Origin of the sequence: Natronorubrum halophilum (genome assembly GCF_003670115.1) — an archaeon.
Lineage (GTDB): Archaea > Halobacteriota > Halobacteria > Halobacteriales > Natrialbaceae > Natronorubrum > Natronorubrum halophilum.
In genome coordinates this window covers 606,522-625,230 of sequence record NZ_QQTY01000001.1, presented here as the reverse complement: position 1 = coordinate 625,230, position 18,709 = coordinate 606,522, and the positions used below count along the sequence as shown (strand labels likewise).

Annotated in this window: 23 protein-coding genes; 18 read left to right on the top strand and 5 right to left on the bottom strand. The window is 65.9% G+C overall.

Going from position 1 to position 18,709, the window contains the following annotated elements; genetic code table 11:
- Positions 1-157 precede the first annotated feature (157 nt).
- Positions 158-358, bottom strand: coding sequence for a hypothetical protein (locus tag DWB23_RS03010; protein WP_121741317.1), 201 nt, complete (start codon positions 356-358; stop codon positions 158-160).
- Between the two features lie 292 nt (positions 359-650).
- Here DWB23_RS03010 and DWB23_RS03005 point away from each other — a divergent pair, with 292 nt between their 5' ends.
- The 11 genes from DWB23_RS03005 to DWB23_RS02955 all read left to right on the top strand — a co-directional run bounded on the left by DWB23_RS03005 (position 651) and on the right by DWB23_RS02955 (position 8,743).
- Entirely contained in the window at positions 651-1,037 is a 387-nt protein-coding gene (locus DWB23_RS03005) for a DUF5789 family protein (RefSeq protein WP_121741316.1), read from the top strand.
- A 92-nt stretch (positions 1,038-1,129) separates the two neighbouring features.
- A complete protein-coding gene (locus DWB23_RS03000; protein ID WP_121741315.1) occupies positions 1,130-1,741 on the top strand; it encodes a translation initiation factor IF-2 subunit beta in 612 nt (203 codons plus the stop codon).
- A 163-nt stretch (positions 1,742-1,904) separates the two neighbouring features.
- Positions 1,905-2,543 carry an HAD family hydrolase gene (locus DWB23_RS02995; protein ID WP_121741314.1) on the top strand — a complete coding sequence of 213 codons (639 nt, stop codon included), beginning with the start codon at positions 1,905-1,907 and terminating at the stop codon, positions 2,541-2,543.
- Positions 2,544-2,610: 67 nt separating this feature from the next.
- Positions 2,611-3,681 carry an adenosylcobinamide-phosphate synthase CbiB gene (gene cbiB / locus DWB23_RS02990; RefSeq protein WP_121741313.1) on the top strand — a complete coding sequence of 357 codons (1,071 nt, stop codon included), beginning with the start codon at positions 2,611-2,613 and terminating at the stop codon, positions 3,679-3,681.
- The gene (cobS, locus tag DWB23_RS02985; RefSeq protein ID WP_121741312.1) at positions 3,681-4,439 is read left to right on the top strand and encodes an adenosylcobinamide-GDP ribazoletransferase; all 759 of its coding nucleotides are present in this window, start codon (positions 3,681-3,683) and stop codon (positions 4,437-4,439) included. The genes cbiB and cobS overlap by 1 nt, the downstream gene beginning before the upstream one ends.
- Positions 4,439-5,011, top strand: a complete 573-nt coding sequence (locus DWB23_RS02980; protein WP_121741311.1) for an NTP transferase domain-containing protein — start codon at positions 4,439-4,441, stop codon at positions 5,009-5,011. The genes cobS and DWB23_RS02980 overlap by 1 nt, the downstream gene beginning before the upstream one ends.
- Before the next feature lie 2 nt (positions 5,012-5,013).
- Positions 5,014-6,066 carry a nicotinate mononucleotide-dependent phosphoribosyltransferase CobT gene (cobT, locus tag DWB23_RS02975; RefSeq protein WP_121741310.1) on the top strand — a complete coding sequence of 351 codons (1,053 nt, stop codon included), beginning with the start codon at positions 5,014-5,016 and terminating at the stop codon, positions 6,064-6,066.
- A complete protein-coding gene (locus DWB23_RS02970) occupies positions 6,056-7,123 on the top strand; it encodes a threonine-phosphate decarboxylase (RefSeq protein WP_238717331.1) in 1,068 nt (355 codons plus the stop codon). Before cobT ends, DWB23_RS02970 begins: the two co-directional genes overlap by 11 nt.
- Positions 7,120-7,953 (top strand): adenosylcobinamide amidohydrolase, encoded by an 834-nt coding sequence (locus DWB23_RS02965; protein ID WP_121741308.1) that lies wholly within the window; start codon positions 7,120-7,122, stop codon positions 7,951-7,953. The genes DWB23_RS02970 and DWB23_RS02965 overlap by 4 nt, the downstream gene beginning before the upstream one ends.
- Positions 7,954-7,979: 26 nt before the next feature.
- Positions 7,980-8,402 carry a hypothetical protein gene (locus tag DWB23_RS02960; RefSeq protein ID WP_121741307.1) on the top strand — a complete coding sequence of 141 codons (423 nt, stop codon included), beginning with the start codon at positions 7,980-7,982 and terminating at the stop codon, positions 8,400-8,402.
- Between the two features lie 125 nt (positions 8,403-8,527).
- Positions 8,528-8,743: a hypothetical protein gene (locus DWB23_RS02955; RefSeq protein ID WP_121741306.1), complete on the top strand. Its 216-nt coding sequence runs from the start codon at positions 8,528-8,530 to the stop codon at positions 8,741-8,743.
- Between the two features lie 154 nt (positions 8,744-8,897).
- Here DWB23_RS02955 and DWB23_RS02950 read toward each other — a convergent pair whose 3' ends face one another.
- Positions 8,898-9,146, bottom strand: a complete 249-nt coding sequence (locus DWB23_RS02950) for a hypothetical protein (RefSeq protein WP_121741305.1) — start codon at positions 9,144-9,146, stop codon at positions 8,898-8,900.
- Between the two features lie 190 nt (positions 9,147-9,336).
- On the opposite strand from DWB23_RS02950, the gene DWB23_RS02945 reads away from it, so the two are divergent.
- The 3 genes from DWB23_RS02945 to DWB23_RS02935 all read left to right on the top strand — a co-directional run bounded on the left by DWB23_RS02945 (position 9,337) and on the right by DWB23_RS02935 (position 11,064).
- Entirely contained in the window at positions 9,337-10,080 is a 744-nt protein-coding gene (locus DWB23_RS02945; protein WP_121741304.1) for a fumarylacetoacetate hydrolase family protein, read from the top strand.
- A gap of 64 nt (positions 10,081-10,144) precedes the next feature.
- Positions 10,145-10,657: a hypothetical protein gene (locus tag DWB23_RS02940; protein ID WP_121741303.1), complete on the top strand. Its 513-nt coding sequence runs from the start codon at positions 10,145-10,147 to the stop codon at positions 10,655-10,657.
- Positions 10,658-10,755: 98 nt separating this feature from the next.
- Complete coding sequence (locus DWB23_RS02935) at positions 10,756-11,064, top strand: translation initiation factor eIF-1A (RefSeq protein WP_121741302.1); 309 nt, start codon at positions 10,756-10,758, stop codon at positions 11,062-11,064.
- 181 nt (positions 11,065-11,245) lie between these two features.
- Here the strand turns inward: DWB23_RS02935 and DWB23_RS02930 are convergent, their stop codons facing one another.
- Entirely contained in the window at positions 11,246-11,956 is a 711-nt protein-coding gene (locus DWB23_RS02930; RefSeq protein ID WP_121741301.1) for an SDR family NAD(P)-dependent oxidoreductase, read from the bottom strand.
- A gap of 82 nt (positions 11,957-12,038) precedes the next feature.
- On the bottom strand, positions 12,039-13,919 hold the full coding sequence (locus DWB23_RS02925) for a formate/nitrite transporter family protein (RefSeq protein WP_121741300.1): 1,881 nt from the start codon (positions 13,917-13,919) through the stop codon (positions 12,039-12,041).
- Between the two features lie 189 nt (positions 13,920-14,108).
- Here DWB23_RS02925 and DWB23_RS02920 point away from each other — a divergent pair, with 189 nt between their 5' ends.
- The 4 genes from DWB23_RS02920 to DWB23_RS22815 all read left to right on the top strand — a co-directional run bounded on the left by DWB23_RS02920 (position 14,109) and on the right by DWB23_RS22815 (position 17,630).
- A complete protein-coding gene (locus DWB23_RS02920) occupies positions 14,109-15,605 on the top strand; it encodes a phytoene desaturase family protein (RefSeq protein ID WP_121741299.1) in 1,497 nt (498 codons plus the stop codon).
- Between the two features lie 19 nt (positions 15,606-15,624).
- A complete protein-coding gene (locus DWB23_RS02915; RefSeq protein ID WP_121741298.1) occupies positions 15,625-16,497 on the top strand; it encodes a prenyltransferase in 873 nt (290 codons plus the stop codon).
- The gene (gene cruF, locus DWB23_RS02910; RefSeq protein WP_121741297.1) at positions 16,490-17,374 is read left to right on the top strand and encodes a bisanhydrobacterioruberin hydratase; all 885 of its coding nucleotides are present in this window, start codon (positions 16,490-16,492) and stop codon (positions 17,372-17,374) included. Before DWB23_RS02915 ends, cruF begins: the two co-directional genes overlap by 8 nt.
- Before the next feature lie 94 nt (positions 17,375-17,468).
- A complete protein-coding gene (locus tag DWB23_RS22815; RefSeq protein ID WP_162989730.1) occupies positions 17,469-17,630 on the top strand; it encodes a hypothetical protein in 162 nt (53 codons plus the stop codon).
- A gap of 31 nt (positions 17,631-17,661) precedes the next feature.
- Here the strand turns inward: DWB23_RS22815 and DWB23_RS02905 are convergent, their stop codons facing one another.
- Positions 17,662-18,612 carry a phytoene/squalene synthase family protein gene (locus DWB23_RS02905; RefSeq protein WP_121741296.1) on the bottom strand — a complete coding sequence of 317 codons (951 nt, stop codon included), beginning with the start codon at positions 18,610-18,612 and terminating at the stop codon, positions 17,662-17,664.
- Positions 18,613-18,709: the final 97 nt, after the last annotated feature.

Sequence of the window (18,709 nt, the reverse complement as noted above, 5' to 3'; positions counted from 1 at the left end):
CTGGGTGTCGAACGTCACTCACCGACGTCGAGTGTCTCGCGTAAACGCTCGATTCGAGCGACAGTGGTAGTCGTTCGATCACGCCGAGAACGGATAACTGACGGAAGGATAGTCCCACCGGATACGAAACTCGCCGAGCGACCGAAACTGCGCCGGGTCAGTCGGTGGCCGTGTCGTCCTCGAGCGAGCGCTCGGAAAGGTCATCGTCGACCGGCGTGAAATCCGTGCTTCCACACTCACAGCCATCGCGGCGGCCGATCGGTCGGAACTCCTCGTTTGAAATCTCGAGTGCCGCGTAGAGTGTGCCACAATCCTCGCAGACGGCAATTGTTCGGGTCGTCTTGTCGCTATCGCCCATAGTCGTCGTCTGTCTCTCGGAAGACCGTCTACAAGTATCCGTTTTGAGGATAGCCGTAACAACACCACTGTGAGGAATATCGTAACAACACTGAACAGCACTCGGCCCCACTGTTCTCCGTCTTCAGATCGTGCTGTGCGATCGCGTTTCGTGGCGCTGCCCTCGTCCTGGTCGCTTTCGATCGAAGACGGAACTCGAGTTGCGATCGGAATAGCGCCGGCGACGGACGATGCGGATAACACAGGCGATCGCCGGCCGGCCGCTTTTCTTTCGACCTGCGATAGCATCGGTCATGAGCGACGACGGTCCAAGCCGCGACCGCGCACAGGATCGCGCCGAGCAACGGAAATCCCAGCGGGCCGATACGACCGAATCGATCCTCGAGGATGTCGAGCGCCACTTGGGGGAGCTCGAGTACCCGATTACGAGCGAGGAGATCGCCTCGGAGTACGGGAGCGAGCCGATCGACATGCCCAACGAGACGGAGTCGCTGGGAAGCGTCTTCGACCGACTGACGAACGAGGAGTACGATAGCCCCGAGGAGGTTCGCGAGGCGGTCTACGGTGAGATCACCGGCGAGGCCGGCAATCCGAACGAGGCGAACGCCGAGCGTGATCTCGACGCTCTCGACGAGGAGAACCAGGGATCGCTCGGCGAGAGCGGCGGCGACTCCCTCTGAGCTGGCGATCCGTACGGCGTCAGCGGATCGGTTCGCCGTCCCCGGATCGTGATAGCAGAACGGATTTACGTCCCCGTCACCATCTCTCCGGTATGGATTACGAATCGAGTCTCAACCGAGCGATGGAGGAGGTTCCGGACATCGGAGGCGACGAACAACGACTGCAGATTCCCGACGCCCAGATACAGAAAGACGGCGCGTTTACGCGGTTTACGAACCTCGGAGAGATCGCCGACGTGCTCTCGCGCGAGGACGAGCACCTCCACCGGTTCATCCAGCGGGAGATGGGTACCAGCGGCAAATTCGAGGACGGCCGTGGCCGGTACAACGGTACCTTCTCCGAACGGGACTTCAACGTCGCCGTCGAGGCGTACGTCGACGAGTACGTCCTCTGTTCGGAGTGTGGCCTGCCAGACACCCGCCTCGTCCGCGAGGACCGAACGCCGATGCTGCGCTGTGACGCGTGTGGTGCCTTCCGTCCCGTCACGAAGCGCTCGACGAGCAGCCAGCAACAACAGCAGACCGAAGCCGTCGAAGAGGGTAAGACCTACACCGTCGAGATCACCGGCACCGGCCGCAAGGGCGACGGTGTCGCCGAGAAGGGGAGCTACACGATCTTCGTCCCTGGTGCCGAAGAGGGCGACGTCGTCGAAATCTACATCAAGAACATCTCCGGCAACCTCGCGTTCTCCCGACTCGCCTGAGCGAGCGACCCGACGGGCGTTCTCTTCTCTCTGCCGTTTCCATCCGCCCGGTACTCGGTATCTCGAGGGTCTGTGCCTCTCCGTTATCCGTCTACCGAGGCGGCATCTCGGCGCGCGTACACGGACCGCGAAGTTAAAGTCGAATTGCGCTAGTCTCACGCCCGTGGGAGTATCGTTCGACCTCTTCGGGACGCTCGTGACCGCCGACAGACCGACTGATCCGGCCGCAGCCGTCGCGGCCGAACTCGCAAAGCGCGACGTCGACGTACCCGACGACTGGGAGACGGCGTACACCGAGACGCACGTCGACGCGCCCGCGGGGGCCGAAGTTCCCCTGCCGGCCCACGTCTCGCGCGCGCTGGCGAGTCGCGGCGTCAGCAACGAGGAAAACGCGGCCCGTCGGGCGGTCGTCGCCGCATTCGATCCGGAAGTCGAGACCAGACCGGGGGCCGTCGAGGCCGTCGACGCCGCTCGCGACCTGGGGCCGGTCGCCATCTGTTCGAACTGTAGCGTGCCCGAACTGGTGGGCCGCACGCTCGTCCGGTCCGCGTTCGATCGCGACGACTTCGACGCTATCGTGACCAGCGTCGGCTGTGGCTGGCGCAAACCCGCCCCCGAAATCTTCGAACTCACCGCGAGCCAACTCGGGGTCGAGCCCGACGAACTCGTCCACGTCGGCGACGATCCGCGAGCCGACGGCGGCGTCGACGGGGTCGGTGGGACCGCCATACTGCTCGAGGATCACCCGCTCGAGACGATTCCAGACCGACTGGCAGAGTACGAAAGGACACGGGGGCTATGACCGCACGGACGGCTGTCGAGAATGTGAGCGGATTTCGATTCAACGGCGGCCGACTGGGGGGACGGCCGTGGTGCTGACGACGGTCGCGCTGCTCGGGTTGGCGTTTAGCCTCGACCTTCTGATCGGCGAACCGCCGAACGCCCTCCATCCGGTGGCGTGGTTCGGCCGCCTCGTCGGAACACTCGATCGGGAGTGGGGCACCAGTGAGCGGGGCCAGCGGCTGGCTGGCGTCGGAATCGCCATCCTCGCACCGCTGGTTCCAGCGGCCATCGCCGGCGGTCTCGTGTTCGCCCTGAGCGAGGTTTCCCCGCTCGCCGCTGCGGTCGCCGCCGGTGTCGTCCTCTTCGTGACGACCAGTCTGCGCTCGCTGCTCGATCTCACCGAAACGGTCGTGGCGGCGACCGAGCGCGGAGACGAATCCGGCGTCGATCGATCGGGGGATCTCGAGACGGCTCGCGAACGGGTTCGCGGTCTCGTCGGTCGTGATACGTCGACGCTTTCGCCGGCCGAGATCCGCAGCGCGGCGGTCGAGAGCGCGAGCGAGAACCTCGCGGATGGACTGGTCGCGACGTTGCTCCCGTTTGCCCTGCTCGCGCCGCTCTCGCTGCCGGCCGCCGCCGCGGTCGCGGCGTGGGTCAAGGGCGTCAACACGCTCGATTCGATGCTCGGTTACCCGTCGAAGCCGCACGGGACCGCGAGCGCGCGCCTCGACGATCTCGTGATGTGGCTTCCGGCCCGTATTACGGCGGTCGCGATCGCCGTCGCCCGAGTCGATCCGTTCGCACTCGAGCGGGCGAACGCCTGGGCGCGCGAGCCGCCGTCGCCCAACTCCGGATGGCCCATGGCGACGCTCGCCTGCGTGCTCTCGGTTCGGCTCACGAAACCGGGCGTCTACGACCTGAACGTCGACGCCGAACTGCCGACGGTCGCGGACGGCGAGCGAGCCGTCACCGTCGTCGGACAGGCCGCGGTCGTCGCCGTCATCGTCGCCGTCGTTCTCGCAACCGGTTCGACGGCGATCGCGAGGGCGCTCGAGGGAACCGCAGCGCTCCTGGAAGCCGTCGTCCCGGCGTTCGGTGCGTTTGCGGAACCCGTCCTCGAGCGGGTCGCGTGGCGGCCGGCGGAGGTGGCCTCGTAATGGCCGGCTGGGTCGGCGCCGTCCGCGGTGCGATCGGGTTCTTGACGCGTATTCCCGTCAGCTACCGCGACGGCGACTGGGAGGCGCTTCGCTCGAGGCCGACGGCGTTCCCGATCGTCGGCTACGTTGCAGGCGCGCTGGCGGCGCTGCCGCTGCTCGCGACGGAGACGCTCCCGACACCGACCGTCGCCCTGGGGTACGTGCTCGCCGTCTACGCCGTGGTCGGGATCCACCACCTCGACGGAGTTGCGGATCTCGGCGACGCGCTCGTCGTTCACGGCGACCTCGAGCGACGACGCGAGGTTCTCAAAGACACGACGACCGGCGTCGGAGCGCTGCTCGCGGTCTCGCTCACCGTCGTCTCGCTCGCCCTCGCCGGTCTCGGACTCGCCGGACTGCCCGCGCTCGCGGCGGTCGCGGTCGCGGTCGCCGCCGAAGTCGGGACGAAACTCGGGCTGGCCGCGATGGCCTGTTTCGGTCGCGCGAGCCACGAGGGGGTGGGGCGACAGTTCACCGGCGCGTCCGCACCCGCGTCGTTCGTCGCACCCGCCATCGTCGCCCTCCCTGCAGTCGCACTTACGTGGCCCACCCCGATCGCCGCGATCGCCCTCCTCGGTGCCGTCGGGGGGATCGCCCTTCCCTGGTACTGGGCGAACCGATCTCTCGGCGGCATCAACGGTGACGTCTTCGGCGCGGCCAACGAAATCGGCCGCATCGTCGGCGTCCACACGGGGGTGATCGCGTGGACGCTGTTGTGATGTGCGGCGGGAAGGGGACTCGCCTCGAGAGCCCCCACGAAAAACCGCTCCATCCGATCGCCGGCGTGGCGATGGTCGATCGCGTTCTGGCGGCGCTCGAGGCCAGTGCCGTCGAAACGACGTACGCCGCCGTCTCGCCGAACGCACCGGAGACCCGGACCCACCTCGCTGACGGCGTGACTACCATCGAAACGGCCGGCGAGGGCTACGTGACCGATCTGCTGGCGCTCCTCGAGCGGCCCGGAATCGCGACGCCGATTCTCACCGTCGCGGCCGACGTGCCGCTGCTCGAGGGACCGGTGATCGATCGAGTGCTCGCGGTCCACGGCGAGCGCGACGCCTCGCGGACCGTCTGCGTTCCGGTCGCGCTCAAGCGCCGACTCGGCGCGAGCGTCGACGCGACGCTCGACCCGGACGCCCACCTCGCGCCGACCGGGGTCAACGTCGTCGGCGATTCGGCAGCCGCAGAATCCATGATACACGAAAGCTACGATCCACGACTCGCGATCAACGTGAACCGACGCGAAGACGCCCGTACCGCGGCCGACTGGCTCTCCGGAGGGGGTCACTAACGATGCGCGTAGTCCTTCCCGCGGGGACGACCGAGACGGCGCTGATCGACGGCATCAGCGCTGCCGGGGCCGCGCCGGAGCTGATGGAACACACGCCCTCTGCGGACGTCGAAATCCTCGAGTACGGGGAGCCGACCCTCGCCCCCGTGACGCCGGTGAGCCCGGGCGGCTGTCCGACGCCTGCTGCGGTGACGAGAGCCGTGCGCGAGGTCGTCGACTTCGACGTGTCGGTCGTCGACGCGGGGCTCGCCCAGCCGACCGCCGCGCCGGCCGTCGACCTCGGGATCGGTCCCGGAGCCGATATTCGCGACCCGGAGGCCGTCCCCGACGCGGATGCGATTTTCGATCGCGCGCACACGTACGGGGCGAGCCTCCCCGACGACGAACTCGTGATCGGCGAGACGGTTCCCGGCGGCACGACGACCGCACTCGGCGTGCTCACCGCACTCGGCGAGCCGGCCGGCGTCTCCTCGTCGCTGCCGACGAACCCCATCGAAACCAAACGGCGGGTCGTCGACGAGGCGCTCGAGGCCAGCGACCTCGCCCCCGGGAGCTGTGACGGGCGGCCGCTCGAGTCGATCCGCGCCGTCGGCGATCCGGTACAGGCGACCGCGGCGGGGATCGCTGCCGGCGCGCTCGAGGCGGATACCGACGTCACGCTCGCCGGCGGGACCCAGATGGTGGCCGTCGCGAGCGTCCTTCGCCACGCCGGCGTCGACGCTCCCCTCTCGATCGCGACCACCTCGTTCGTCGCGGACGAGCAGGGCGACGAACTCGGGGAGGCCTGTTACCGCCTGAACTGCGAACTGACCGTGACCGATCCCGGTTTCGACGAGCGCGAGCACGTCTCCATGGAGCGCTACTGCGCCGGCGTGGCGAAAGAAGGCGTCGCGATGGGCGGTGCGCTCTCGCTCGTTCCCGACGGACGGATGCCGGCGGTGTTAGACCGGTTCGAGGCCGTGTGCGCTCGCCTCGGTATCGAAGCCGCGGACGAAACCGAACCGGTCGGGGCGACCGGAACCGACGCCGCGCCGGAGGGTGATCGTGGACCCTGAATCGGTTCGCACCGGGGAACGGGTCCCTCACGGCGGCGACTCCGATCGCGAGATCCTCGACTTCTCGGCCAATACCAACCCGTCTACGCCCGACGGGGTGACGACGGTGTACGAACGCGCCCTCGAGGAGTCCCGCAGGTATCCCGACGACGACTACCCGGCGTTCCGGGCCGCCGCGGCCGAGTTCGTCGGCTGCGATCCGGCACGGGTGATCCCGACGCCCGGCGGGCTGGCCGCGATCCGATCGGCGATGGAGATCGCGCTCGAGCCCGGCGACGACGCCCTCGTACCCTATCCGAGTTTTGGCGAGTACGCCCGCGAAGTCCAGTTGCAGGGGGCGTCGCCGCGGTTCGTTCCGCACGACGAGATTCTGGCAGTCGAGGGCGACGTCCTCGAGGAGTGCGCGCTCGCGGTCGTCTGTACGCCGAACAATCCGACCGGCGAGGCGGCCGATCCCGACGAACTGGCGGCGTTTGCGGCCCGCTGTGAAGGGGCCGGAACGACGCTCCTGGTCGACGAGGCGTTTCTCGGGTTTACCGACCTGCCGTCGGCCGCCGGGTTCGGCCTCGAGCACGTGATCGTCGCTCGCTCGCTCACCAAACTGTTCGGTCTTCCGGGGCTGCGCGCCGGGTTCGCGGTTGCGACCGGCCGGCGGTGGGAGTCCCTCGAGACGGCCCGTCGCGCGTGGTCGCTCGGAACCCCCGCCGCCCGCGTCGGCGCTCACTGTCTGGATCAGGACGCGTTCGTGCGAGACACGCGCGAGCGCGTCGCGAGCGAACGCGATCGGATGCGCGACGCACTCGAGGAGCGGTTCGACGTCGATCCGTCGGACGCGCCGTACCTGCTGTGTGACGTCGGCGACCGCGACGTCGACGCGGTGATCGCCTCGGCCCGTGAGAGCGGCGTCGCGATCCGAGACGCGAGGACCTTTCGCGGCCTCGAGTCGCACGTCCGCGTCGCCGTCAAGGACTGCGACGCGAACGATCGGCTGCTCGCGGCGCTCGGCGTTCTCGAGTCTGACTGCTGTGAGCACACCAGCGGCGAGTCCCACGAATGACCGAGGTTGATCAACCGTACGATGCGATCCGTCGGACGGGCGTCCTCCGGGTCGCTCGGCCCGGTACCGAGTGGCTCTCGACCGGGTGGAACGGCGGCCGCCGGACGGCCGACCGTGCGTACAATATCACGGTTCCCGAGGGCTGGGACCGGACCGACCTCGGACCGTACGTGGACGAGCGCCTCGAGCGGGCGGGGTTCGCCGACGACGGCTCCGAACGCGACCGCGAGAAACGCAGCGAGAGCCGGCGGGAGCGGACCGGTCCCGGGCCGACTCTGCTCACCGGCGTCGAACAGACGGAGGCCCGCGGCGCGTGCTGTGGCTCGGTGACGGCCTACGCGACCGCCGGAATCTCGAACCCGGCCGCGCTGCCGATATCCCCGTCCGGCGAGTCGCCGTCTGCGACGTCCGGATCCGATGACGCGAACGCGACGCCGGGTCGAGGGACGGTCAACGTAATCCTCGGCACGACGCGGGCGCTCGCTCCCGGCGCGCTGGCGAACCTGATCGCCGTCGCCGCGGAGGCGAAGGCGGCGACGCTGCTCGCGGAAGCCGGCGTTCCGGGGACGACGACGGACGCGGTCGTCGTCGGACACGATCCGACGGGCGAGCCGGCCGAATTTTCGGGGAGCGGGACCGACGTCGGCGCGGCGACTCGAGCCTGCGTTCGGGAGGCCGTTCGCGCCTCGCTTCGCGCCCACTACGAACGCGACGACCGGGAACTCCCGAAGTCGGTCGCCGACGCGATCTACGGCGTCTCGACGGACGTTCGGGCGGACGTCTTTCGACCGCCGCTCGAGGCGGATTCTGACGCCGCCTCGCAACGTTAACCTGCTTCGAGTCCAACGATCGAGCAATGGTCGGAGACGATGACGACGATCCGACAGCCGTCCGTTCGCTCGCGCTCTCGCCGGAGGACGCCGCCAACGCCTACGCGTACACGCGGGAGAACCCCGGCGAGGCGGTGCTCCGAGTGACGCCGCCGTTTCACGGTCGGATGCGGGGCCGCCTTCACGTCTACCGGCGCGACGACACCGAACTAACCGGTGCCGTACACGTTTCGCCAGCCGCCGTCATCGAAGCCGACGTCGTCGAGGAGTACCCCGCCCTCGAGACGGAACTCGAGGGCGCGGACGTAGCGGAGACCGAACGACTCCGCAAGCGTCATGCAGAGGCGGTCGACGCGTGGCAGACTCGAGCGCGAAACGCGATCGTCGAGACGGTCGCACTCGAGACCGACGAGGGGCCACATCTGGTCGAAATCAAACAGTTAGGCTAGCCAGGTTGTGAACGGCCGCCGCGATCGGCGGCGACGGAGATTCTCCGGGACACCGCCGCTCTCCTGCACTTTCACTTTCACTCCGGGTGGATCGCATTGACGTACCTTCCGGGTTATCGTCCAGTATGGCACTGATCGTCGACAGCACTGACGACCGCAGCGAGCACACCGACGGCCGCGAAGGTCCGGCCACACTCGAACTGGAACCGGAGCGACGCCGAATCGATGTCACCGACCTGCACGCCGATGGTATCGAGGCGTTCGTCGAATCGAACGTCGACACGGACGAGGTCTCGCTCGAGCACCGCGGTTCGCGCACGTACCTCGTCCTCGAGGAGTGACCGCGACGGAGCGGTCGCTCGGGCGTTCAGGTCTTCGAGGGAGCGGAACCGGGCTGGCTCTCGGAGCCGAATGTCACGCCTGTCGGATAGAGTGGTGTGGCGTCCGATTCGATCTCCCGCCCCGGCCACAGTCGACGAAACCGCTCTCAGCCGGTTAGAACTGCTGTAGCCGGACTTCGTCTCCGGTGATCTCCTCGATGTGATCCTCGTCGAGGTGATAGCGCTCCATCCCGCCGGCGACGTCCCGGTCTCGACGAAGCCGCGATTTGATTGACTCCGCCATCTCCGGCCCGGGTTCGACGTACGCGACTCCCGTACCGACCTCGTCGATGGTGCCGATCTCCTCCCCGTTCGTATTGACGACCCGCTTCTCTTCGTCGTCCACCGTAAGGGTAGCGCACATGGACGTGCGTTGTCCGTACGGTGGGGAATACGTCGGGCCTCCATATGCCGGTCTCGTCGGGCGAGAACCACGACGTCAGATGAGGGGCGATCCCCACGGAACAGGGTCGAACTCGAGTACGACCACCGACGCGAACGGATGTCGCGGGCAAATCGATACCACTACTGTTCGCGAAGCGAGACCGCCGATCATGAAACTCGCGCGGATCGCGACCGACGATGGTCCGGTTACCGGACGGTACGATGACGGCGTCGTACGCGGCGACGACGGCGTTTACGAGGTGGGTGTCGACGGAAGGCTCCTTCCGCCTTGCGAACCCTCGACGCTGTACTGCGTCGGTCGCAACTACGCGGCGACGCTCGACCAGATGTCGTACGACCGTCCCGACGAACCCGACTTCTTCATCAAGCCGCCGGCGTCGCTGCTCGGCCACCGGGATCCGATTCCCTATCCCGAGTTCACCGACGAACTTACTTATGCGGGCGAACTCGCGGCCGTCATCGACGAGCCCTGTCGAAATCTCTCGGTAGACGACGTATCCGACGTCGTTCGGGGCTACACCGTCATGAACGACGTGGACGCGCTCGATCAGCAGGGACGTACGGCCCGGAAGGCGTTCGACGGCTCCGGTCCGCTGGGGCCGTGGATCGAGACCGACGTCGATCCAACTGCGATCGATATGTGGACCGACGTCGCCGGCGAGCGCCGTCAGGAGGCGACCACCGAACTGATGCTGTTCGATCCGTACGAGATCATCTCCGTTCTCTCCCGACGGTTCACCTTCCGGCCCGGCGACGTCGTCGCCTTCGGTAGCCCCGCCAACCCCGGACTGGTCGAACCCGGCGACACCGTCGAGATCACCTACGAGGGCGTCGGCACGCTCCGAAACACGGTCGTCGACTCGAGCGAACGGGAGCACCTCCCGCTCGAGTAAGACGCGTTTCGCGCGACGACGATCGGTAGAAAGGCACTTCAGGCCGCCCACCATCCCCCATCACGTGAGCGCTGACGCTACGCGACGCGTCGAAGTCTATCCCGACCGCGAGGTCGTCGTCGAGTTCGATCCCGACCTCACGTTCGAGTGCGTCGAGGACTGTACCTGGTGTTGCCAGCACGGCGTCTTGCTCTACGACAGGGATCTCCTCGAGTTGGCTCAACGGGCGAATCTCGCGGAGACGACGACCGAGTTTCGGGGCGAGAAGTTCGTCACGCGCGAGGAGAAAGACCGGGACGATCACGTCGACGAGGACGGCTGTGCCTGTGCGTTCTTGCGGGAGGACGGCCTCTGCTCGCTGCACCTCGAGGAGGACTGGAAGCCCACGCGGTGTTCGGTCTTCCCGCTCGGCGTCTGGCTCGAGGACGGCGACCTCCACGTCGACATCCGGGACTCGGCCCACGAACACTGCGAGGGGCTCGACGTCAGCGACCGATCGGTGATCGACAACCTTGAGGCGTTTCTGCCGGAGGTTCTCTGGGACCTCGAGAACCCGGATTCGGAACGCGAACTGTAGCGTCTCGAATCCGGCCGGTGGCGAACTGATCGATGATCCCTCGAACGACAACCCAACCGCCGTTAGTGGGACGCTACCACGTCTCTCCTATGTTTTAAATGTCTTCCCCACGTAGTCAGGTTGTGACAGAAGACTCCGGGCGACGGAACCTCCGTATGCCCAACAGCGATGAAGTATTCGCCGTCGTAACCGAACATCTTGGTGGCAACCACGTCCAACTCCGTTGTGAAGACGGTGAGGAACGTCTCGGCCGCATTCCCGGGCGGATGAAATACCGCACCTGGATCGAGCAAGACGACATCGTCGTCGCCGAGCCGTGGGACTGGCAGGATGAGAAGGCAACGATCGAATGGCGCTACACTGGCCAGGACGCAGATCAACTGCGTCGCGAAGGCCACATCGATTGAACCCTCGGTTTCGACCTTCGAACTAGATTTCTCCGCGGAGCTGATACCGACTCGACGAGCGACGGCAGCGTCGCGGATCGAGCTACTACCACGGCGTCTACCGGGTTCGAGTGCGCTCTCCCGCTATCGGTCACGGGATCTCCTCGAAATGACCGGATAAACCACTTGCCGCGATAGCAATTCACCGCGTCGCCTGCTTCCACTCCTTCAACCCGACCACGCTCCCGTCGATCTCGTCGGGTTCGGCCTCGAGCGCCGCCCAGACGAACAGCCCGGCGACGGATTCCGGATCGCGCCCCGTCCCACCCGACAGCTCGGTCGCGACCTGCCCCGGATCGAGACAGCCGACGGTGTATGCGGTATCGGCGGCGAACCCTCGAGCGACCGCCTCCGCGGTCGCCTTCGAGACCGCGTAGGAGCCGTAGCCCGGTTTCGCCTCGCGAGCGATCGATCCCGTCGGAACGAGCACGCGAGCGCCGTCGTTCAGGTGCGGAAGCGACTCGAGAATCGTCGCGAAGACGCCGCGAGCGTTGATCCGCCAGTGATCGTCGAACGCCGAGTACGAGTCGCGATCCGTCGGCGTTGCGCCCGACTCGCCGTGATAGACTCCCGCTGCGGGGACGACGAGATCGATACCGCCCGAATCGCCGGTTCGCGAGGCGGTCTCGAGCAGTCGCTCGAGGTCGAACTCGTCGCGCACGTCGGTACGAACGCCCGCGACAGTCGCCCTGGATGGTTCGAGTCGTTCCTCGAGTGCCCCGACGGTTTCTGCCACCGCATCGCCGTCTCGAGCGCCGATCACGACCGTCGTTCCATTGTCGACGAAGGCCTCGGCGACGGCTCGTCCGATCCCGCGAGTGCCGCCGGTTACGACGGCTGTCGTCCCAGTCATGGGTCACGTACGTGCGCCGATAACAGGAATCCATCGGACGCGGTTGAGGCCCGTCCGCTCGAGCGAGCCGTAGCCGTCGCGCCTACCGGCCGAACAATCGTTTGAAGAGCGACCGCTGATCCGGGCGTTCGGCGAGCAACACCGAACAGTCGACGTCGTTGACGACGTCGAGGTGCAGCGAACCGGTCACGAGCCGAGAGAGCAATCCGCGTTCCGTCGCGCCGATCAGCACCATCGTGTGGTCGTCGGCCGCGCGGCAGATCGCCCGCTCGACGTCGCCGGAGTCGTCGACGATGATTTCGGCGTCGTGCAAATCGTGGTCGACCGCCCACTCGGAGAGGAATTGTTCGCCGGCCTCGCGTTCGTCGGGATTGTCGACGATGTGGAGCAGGGACACGTCGGCGCCGACGGTCGTGTCGAGCGTCGTCGCGACCTCCGCGCTCAGGTCCGAATCCGGGCCGCCGGCCGTCGGCAGGAGGATTCGCGAGGTGTCCAGACCGCGGTCCTTGAACACGAGGAAATCGCACGGAAGCTGGCTGGTCAACTCGTTGAGCGGCCGTTCGGCGCGCGCGGCATCCCACAGGTTGTTGCCGGCCCACCCCATCATCACGAGGTCGGCGTGCTGGCGCTCTGCGGTGTCGAAGAGTTCCTCGAACGAGCGGTGGGTGACGATCGTTGACGTCTCGTACTCGACGGTGTCGAGGCCGACGGATTCGTTGAGATTCTCGAGCAGCGCCTCGGATTCATCGATGATCCGGGCGCGCTGTGTCTCGTTTCCAGCCGCCGCCGGTCGGTCGGGCGTCTGGACGATGTGGACGACGTGGACGATTGCGGATTCGCGAGCGCTCGCGAGGGTCGTGGCGAGTTCGACGAGTCGCGATTCGGTGCGCGGGTTCGCGATCGGGACCAGTATCCGGTACGTCTCGTCGTCGTCGGCTATCCCGGTCTCGGACGTGTCGATCAGCGGCACGTACGACCGACCGACGAGGCTCCCGAAGAGCCACTCGCGAACGGAGAGTCGCCGCTCGATGCCCTCGAACCGGGCGGACTCGAGGCGCTTCTCGCTCGTCTGGTAGTAGTTGACGACGGTGACGAGCAGGATGCCGCCGAGGGTGTTTCCGAGAAGTACGGGCAGGACGAATTCGGTCATCCCGACGATGATCCCGAGTTCACCGGCGAAGACCAGATAGAGCATCTCGGTGAAGGAGACGACGACGTGAAACAGGTTTCCCAGCGGGATCGCAAGAAAGGCGAGATAGACGACGACGAGTCGAGAGATCGTATCGCGTGAGGCGAACGTGACCCAGACGACGCCGGCGACGATCAGACCGGCGAAGGCCGCTTTGGAGAACAGGTCCCACCACGCCGTCTCGACGCCGTGGTGTGCGATATTCATCGCTTCGGTCGCCGCTTCAGGTGAGAACACACCACCCCATGTGAGTGCCGCTGCGCCGAACGCACCGCCAACGAAGTTCCCCGCGAGGACGATCGTCCAGTGTCGAAGCAGGGCCGGCAGGCTGGCCAGTCGCTCGAGGGTCAGCGCGACTGGCGGGAGCGTGTTTTCGGTATATAGCTGGTAGCCGCCGATGATGATGTAGATAAATCCGAGCGGGTACAGTAGCGCACTCAACACCGGATGGCCGTCCGTCGAGGCGTACATCGAGGCGTACAACAGAAACGTGATCGTGATCGCGAAACCGGCGGCGAGCCCACTGAAGAACAGTTCACGGTTTCCCGATGTGATCTCTTCGTCGGCGTCCGCGATGATCCGCTGGAAGACCTCGTCGGACGAGAACCGATCGCGAACGACCGAACCGACCGCGGGAGCGCCGTGTCTGGATCGTTCGACCGCATCGCGGACCGTCTCCGTCGTCGCCTCCGGCTCCGATTGGTCCGGCGGGACCGTCGTCCCTTGAGACGGGCCACCCCCGTCACCGCGTTCGGGACTGTCAGAATCGCTCATTGGGTGGTCAGAATCGGCAGACGAACTAAGCGTTTGGCTTTGAAGGCGACGAGACGATTGCGATCGCTTGTCATCCCTCGTCGGTCGGTGCGTCCGGATCCCGTCGTATCACCGCACCGCGCCCGGAGTGCCGGAACCCTACGTAGGCATGACGTACGTTTAACAGTACACCTGCACTGAGAGTAAGATATGCAATCGCTGGCCGGTGAGTCCGTCGTCGTGATCGGTGCCGGCGTCGGCGGCCTCTCGACGGCCTGTTACCTCGCCGACGCGGGCGCCGACGTTCGAGTTATCGAGCAGAACGAACAACTCGGCGGCCGAGCGAGTCGCCTCGAGAAAGACGGCTTCCGGTTCGACATGGGGCCGTCGTGGTACCTCATGCCCGATGTCTTCGAGCGATTTTTCGCCGATTTCGACCGGACGCCAACCGACTACTACGAACTGACGCATCTCGATCCGCACTACCGACTGTTCTTCAAGGACGGAGATCGGGTCGATGTGACGCCCGATCTCGAGCGAACGAAGGCCGTCTTCGAGGAGTACGAAACCGGTGCCGGCGACGCCCTCGAGCGCTACCTCGAGAAGTCACGCGAGAACTACGAGGTTGGGATGGAACACTTCGTCTACGAGGACCGCACCCGACTGCGGGACTACATCGATCTGGACGTGGCCCGCCAGGCTCGCGGCCTCTCCCTGCTGGGGTCGATGCAAGGGCACGTCGAGAACTACTTCGACCACCCGAAACTCCAGCAGATCATGCAGTACACGCTGGTCTTTCTGGGCGGTTCGCCGACGAACACGCCGGCGCTGTACAACCTGATGAGCCACGTCGATTTCAACCTCGGCGTCTGGTACCCCGAAGGCGGAATCGGTGCCGTCATCGACGCGTTCGAGGAACTCGGTCGCGAACTGGGCGTCGAGTACGACACCGATCGTCCAGCGACGGCGATCAAGGGCCGCGAGGGTGCGTTCCTCGTCGAAACGTCGACTGGTCCCCTTCGACCGGATCTCGTGGTCAGCAACGCCGATTACGCCCACACTGAACAGGACCTGCTCCCGCCCGAACGGCGCGGCTACGACGCCGCCTACTGGGACGAGCGGACGTACGCGCCCTCCGCGTTCTTGCTGTACCTCGGCGTCGAGGGCACGGTTGACGAACTGGCCCACCACTCGCTCGTCCTCCCGACCAACTGGGAGACCCACTTCGAGCAGATCTTCGAGGATCCACAGTGGCCCGACGAGCCCGCATACTACCTCTGTGTGCCCTCCAGGACGGACGAGGACGTCGCGCCAGCGGGACACAGTGCGCTGTTCGTCCTCGTCCCCGTCGCCCCCGGACTCAAGGATACCCCCGAAATCCGCGAAGAATACCGCGACCAGATCCTCGAAGACATCGCCGCCAACACCGGTACCGATCTCCGCGACCGGATCGTCCTCGAGGAGCGATTCTGTATCGAGGACTTCGCCGACCGGTACAACAGCTACGAGGGAACGGCGCTCGGACTGGCTCACACGCTCCGCCAGACGTCGCTCTTCCGGCCGCCCCACCGCTCGAGGGAAGACGACGGCCTCTACTTCGTCGGTGGCGACACCACGCCCGGTATCGGCGTCCCGATGTGTCTCATCAGCGGTGAACTGACCGCCGAAAAGGTCCTCGAGGATTACGGACGGTCCCCGGAGCCGTGACCGCCGACAGCTCACAACGATGAGTGCGAGTCCAACACCGACGGACGACGAGAGCCTCGGCGAACAGCTCTCGTACCTGCTGACGCTCTCGCGGCCGCGGTTCTGGTTCTATCTGGCGGGTCCGGTTCTCGTCGGCGTCGCCTACGCCGCCGACACCGTGAGCGAACTGTTCGCCCCCGCGGCGATACTCCTGTTCGGCTACTTCCTCGTGCCGGCGAACGTCTTCCTCTACGGCATCAACGACGTCTACGACCGCGAGATAGACGCCGCGAACCCGAAGAAGGACGCGAAGGAGGCCCGCTATGGCGGACAGTCCGTCGTTCCGGTCGCCGTGACGATCTGTGCGCTCCTCCCGCTCGTGTTGGTCCCGTTCGTTCCGACGGCGGCGTGGCCCTGGATCGCCGCGTTTCTCCTCCTCGGGGCAGCCTACAGCGCGCCGCCGATCAGATTCAAGACCACGCCGCTGTTGGACTCGATCTCGAACGGTCTCTACATCACGCCGGCCGGGGCAGCCTACGCCGCCGTTGCCGGAAGCCAGACGCCCCTGATCGCCGTCCTCGGCGGCTGGCTCTGGGCGATGGGCATGCACACCTTTTCGGCGATCCCCGACATCGAACCCGACCGAGAAACGGGGATCGAAACGACCGCGACGACGCTCGGCGAGCGTCGAACGTACGCCTACTGCGGCGGCTGCTGGCTCGCGAGCGTCGTCGCGTTCGGCGTGCTCGATCCTCGACTCGGCGCGCTTATGCTCGTCTATCCCGGACTCGTCGCGGCAATCGTCACCTCGAGCGTCGCCGTCGACCGCGCGTACTGGTGGTTCCCGGCGATCAACACGCTCGTCGGGGCGGTCCTGACGATGGGCGGGCTCTGGAGACTGATCCATGGATAACCGACATTCCCCACCGAGCGCCGTCACGACGCGAGCGGCCGTCCAGCGACGCCTCGAGGCGGTCATTCGCGAGAATCGGTTCACGATCGCGGTCGTCTTTCCGTTCGTCGGCGCGGTGACGCTGGTCGCGAGCGCGGAGGGGCTTTTGCCCGATCCGCTGGCGTACAACCCGCTGTTCGTTCTCTTCGGCACGGTGGTGATGCGCTCGCCGTTGCTCGTCGGGGTGCTCCCGCGAATCGGCTGGCGGGCGCTCGGCTGTCTGGGCGCGCTGACGGCGTACACCTACGCGATCGAAGTCGTCGGCGTTCGAACGGGCTGGCCGTACGGTACCTTCGAGTACGCCATCCAGCTCGGACCGATGCTGTTCGGTGCGGTTCCGCTGGCCCTTCCGCTGTTTTTCATCCCGCTGGTGATGAACGCCTACCTGTTCACGTTGCTCGTCCTCGAGAATCGGAGCGAAAGCACTCTCCGAAGGGTTCTCACCGCGATCGGGGCCGTCGTTGCGATCGACCTCGTGCTCGATCCCGCCGCGGTCGCCATCGGCTTCTGGGCGTTCGTCCCCGCGGGCGGCTACTACGGCGTCCCGCTCTCGAACTACGTCGGCTGGCTCATTTCGGGCACCGTTGCCGTCGTGTTCGTCGACCTCGCATTCGACCGCGAGTCGCTGCTCGAGCGCGTTCGAACCTGCGAGTTTATCCTCGACGATCTGGTGAGCTTCCTCCTACTCTGGGGGACCATCAACGTCCTCTACGGCAACTGGCTGGCTGCCGGCGTCGCCGTCCTGTTCTGTCTCGGCCTGTTCCGGACCGACCGCTACGACCGAGAGATGGTCCGCCGAGTCCTCCCCTCGAGCGGAATCGGCGGTCGTGACTCCTGAACGGTGAAAGGGCTCCAGGACCCGCGAACGACTCTCGATAGCGGGACGAACATGCTTGCTGCAATCTTTTGCTCGTGTGCATTCTGTTGGGAGCATGGCGACCAGAATCCCGGTCGAATGTCCGCTTTGTCACGTGGACATCAAAGGCGGCCAGACCCTCGAGAACCACCTCGTCGCGATGCACACCAAACAAACGTTAGCGAAGTTCGTCGTTACCGAAACCGACATGCTGAGCGAAGAAGACGTCTCGGAGTGACGTCGGTCCTCCGTCTCGGCTCGAGTCCTGGTCACTGCGTCGGCACGCGACCGCCGTGTCCGGGTCCGTGCCGGTCCCTCTCGAGCGCGGGCACCGCGGAGACGCGACGGAAGACGGCTTCGGGATCCCGGTTCCAGTGCCAGTGCCAGCGAGTTTTTGCGAGACACCACAGTTTTCGGGCCGTCGAGAGGGTCGGCTCACGGCTGAGGACGTCGTACTCCCGGCTCCGAATCACCGTGTGGTGTTCCGCATAGAGAACACTCGCAAGCAGTACGGGAAGCTGACAATCCTCGGGAAGATAGCGAATGCCGGCGACGCCCTCCCGATAGAGAGCTTCCGTTCGTTTGAGTTCCGCGCTCATCGCCGCTGCGAACGATTCCGAATACTCGAGGCGTTCGATCTGTGCGGTCGAGACGCCATGTGCGTTGAGCGTCTTCTGTGGCAGATAGATCCGGTCGCGCTCGATAACGTCTTCGCGGACGTCTCGAAGGAAGTTCGTCATCTGGAACGCTTCGCCGAGTTTGATGGCGTGAGGGAGCGCTGCCGCCCGGTCCTCGGGATCCATAATGGCGGTCATCATCACGCCGACGGCGGCCGCCGAGCCGCGCATGTACGACTCGAGGTCGTCGTAGGTCTCGTAGCGGTCGGTGTCGATATCCGACCGCATCGCGGCGACGAACGTGTTGATCTCTTCGTCAGTGATGTCGTACTCCCGTCGGAGTTCGTTGAACGCCTCGAGAACGGGACCATCGGGATCGGTTTCGCCGATAGCCTGGGTCCGAAGCGCCTCGAGTTCGGCCCGCTGTTCGTCCGGGGGAATACCGTCGGCGTCGTCGACGATCTCGTCGGCGATTCGGAAGAACGCATAGAGAACGTGCGTGGCGTGGCGAACGCGTTCCGGAAGGAACCTCGTCGCGAGATAAAACGTCTTTCCGGTTCGCTTCTGGATCGCTTTGCCCGCGTTTATCTGTTCCTGTTGCATTCTTTTCCTCGTGCCCTGCTGACACTCTGGGATGTATTTCGTACGACAGATGCACATAAAATAGCACCCCCTCACTAGTAGGGTGGTTCGTGAAGGA

What these genes read in the sequence shown, in the direction of transcription:
- DWB23_RS03000 (WP_121741315.1), top strand. Translation starts at nt 1,130, where the DNA reads ATGGATTACGAATCGAGTCTCAACCGAGCGATGGAGGAGGTTCCGGAC.
- DWB23_RS02945 (WP_121741304.1), top strand. Translation starts at nt 9,337, where the DNA reads ATGAAACTCGCGCGGATCGCGACCGACGATGGTCCGGTTACCGGACGG.
- cobT (WP_121741310.1), top strand. Translation starts at nt 5,014, where the DNA reads ATGCGCGTAGTCCTTCCCGCGGGGACGACCGAGACGGCGCTGATCGAC.
- DWB23_RS03010 (WP_121741317.1), bottom strand. Translation starts at nt 358, where the DNA reads ATGGGCGATAGCGACAAGACGACCCGAACAATTGCCGTCTGCGAGGAT.
- DWB23_RS02905 (WP_121741296.1), bottom strand. Translation starts at nt 18,612, where the DNA reads ATGCAACAGGAACAGATAAACGCGGGCAAAGCGATCCAGAAGCGAACC.
- DWB23_RS02935 (WP_121741302.1), top strand. Translation starts at nt 10,756, where the DNA reads ATGTCTTCCCCACGTAGTCAGGTTGTGACAGAAGACTCCGGGCGACGG.
- DWB23_RS03005 (WP_121741316.1), top strand. Translation starts at nt 651, where the DNA reads ATGAGCGACGACGGTCCAAGCCGCGACCGCGCACAGGATCGCGCCGAG.
- DWB23_RS02960 (WP_121741307.1), top strand. Translation starts at nt 7,980, where the DNA reads ATGGTCGGAGACGATGACGACGATCCGACAGCCGTCCGTTCGCTCGCG.
- DWB23_RS02930 (WP_121741301.1), bottom strand. Translation starts at nt 11,956, where the DNA reads ATGACTGGGACGACAGCCGTCGTAACCGGCGGCACTCGCGGGATCGGA.
- cruF (WP_121741297.1), top strand. Translation starts at nt 16,490, where the DNA reads ATGGATAACCGACATTCCCCACCGAGCGCCGTCACGACGCGAGCGGCC.
- DWB23_RS02925 (WP_121741300.1), bottom strand. Translation starts at nt 13,919, where the DNA reads ATGAGCGATTCTGACAGTCCCGAACGCGGTGACGGGGGTGGCCCGTCT.
- DWB23_RS02915 (WP_121741298.1), top strand. Translation starts at nt 15,625, where the DNA reads ATGAGTGCGAGTCCAACACCGACGGACGACGAGAGCCTCGGCGAACAG.
- cobS (WP_121741312.1), top strand. Translation starts at nt 3,681, where the DNA reads ATGGCCGGCTGGGTCGGCGCCGTCCGCGGTGCGATCGGGTTCTTGACG.
- DWB23_RS02965 (WP_121741308.1), top strand. Translation starts at nt 7,120, where the DNA reads ATGACCGAGGTTGATCAACCGTACGATGCGATCCGTCGGACGGGCGTC.
- DWB23_RS02980 (WP_121741311.1), top strand. Translation starts at nt 4,439, where the DNA reads ATGTGCGGCGGGAAGGGGACTCGCCTCGAGAGCCCCCACGAAAAACCG.
- DWB23_RS02920 (WP_121741299.1), top strand. Translation starts at nt 14,109, where the DNA reads ATGCAATCGCTGGCCGGTGAGTCCGTCGTCGTGATCGGTGCCGGCGTC.
- DWB23_RS22815 (WP_162989730.1), top strand. Translation starts at nt 17,469, where the DNA reads ATGGCGACCAGAATCCCGGTCGAATGTCCGCTTTGTCACGTGGACATC.
- DWB23_RS02950 (WP_121741305.1), bottom strand. Translation starts at nt 9,146, where the DNA reads ATGTGCGCTACCCTTACGGTGGACGACGAAGAGAAGCGGGTCGTCAAT.
- DWB23_RS02955 (WP_121741306.1), top strand. Translation starts at nt 8,528, where the DNA reads ATGGCACTGATCGTCGACAGCACTGACGACCGCAGCGAGCACACCGAC.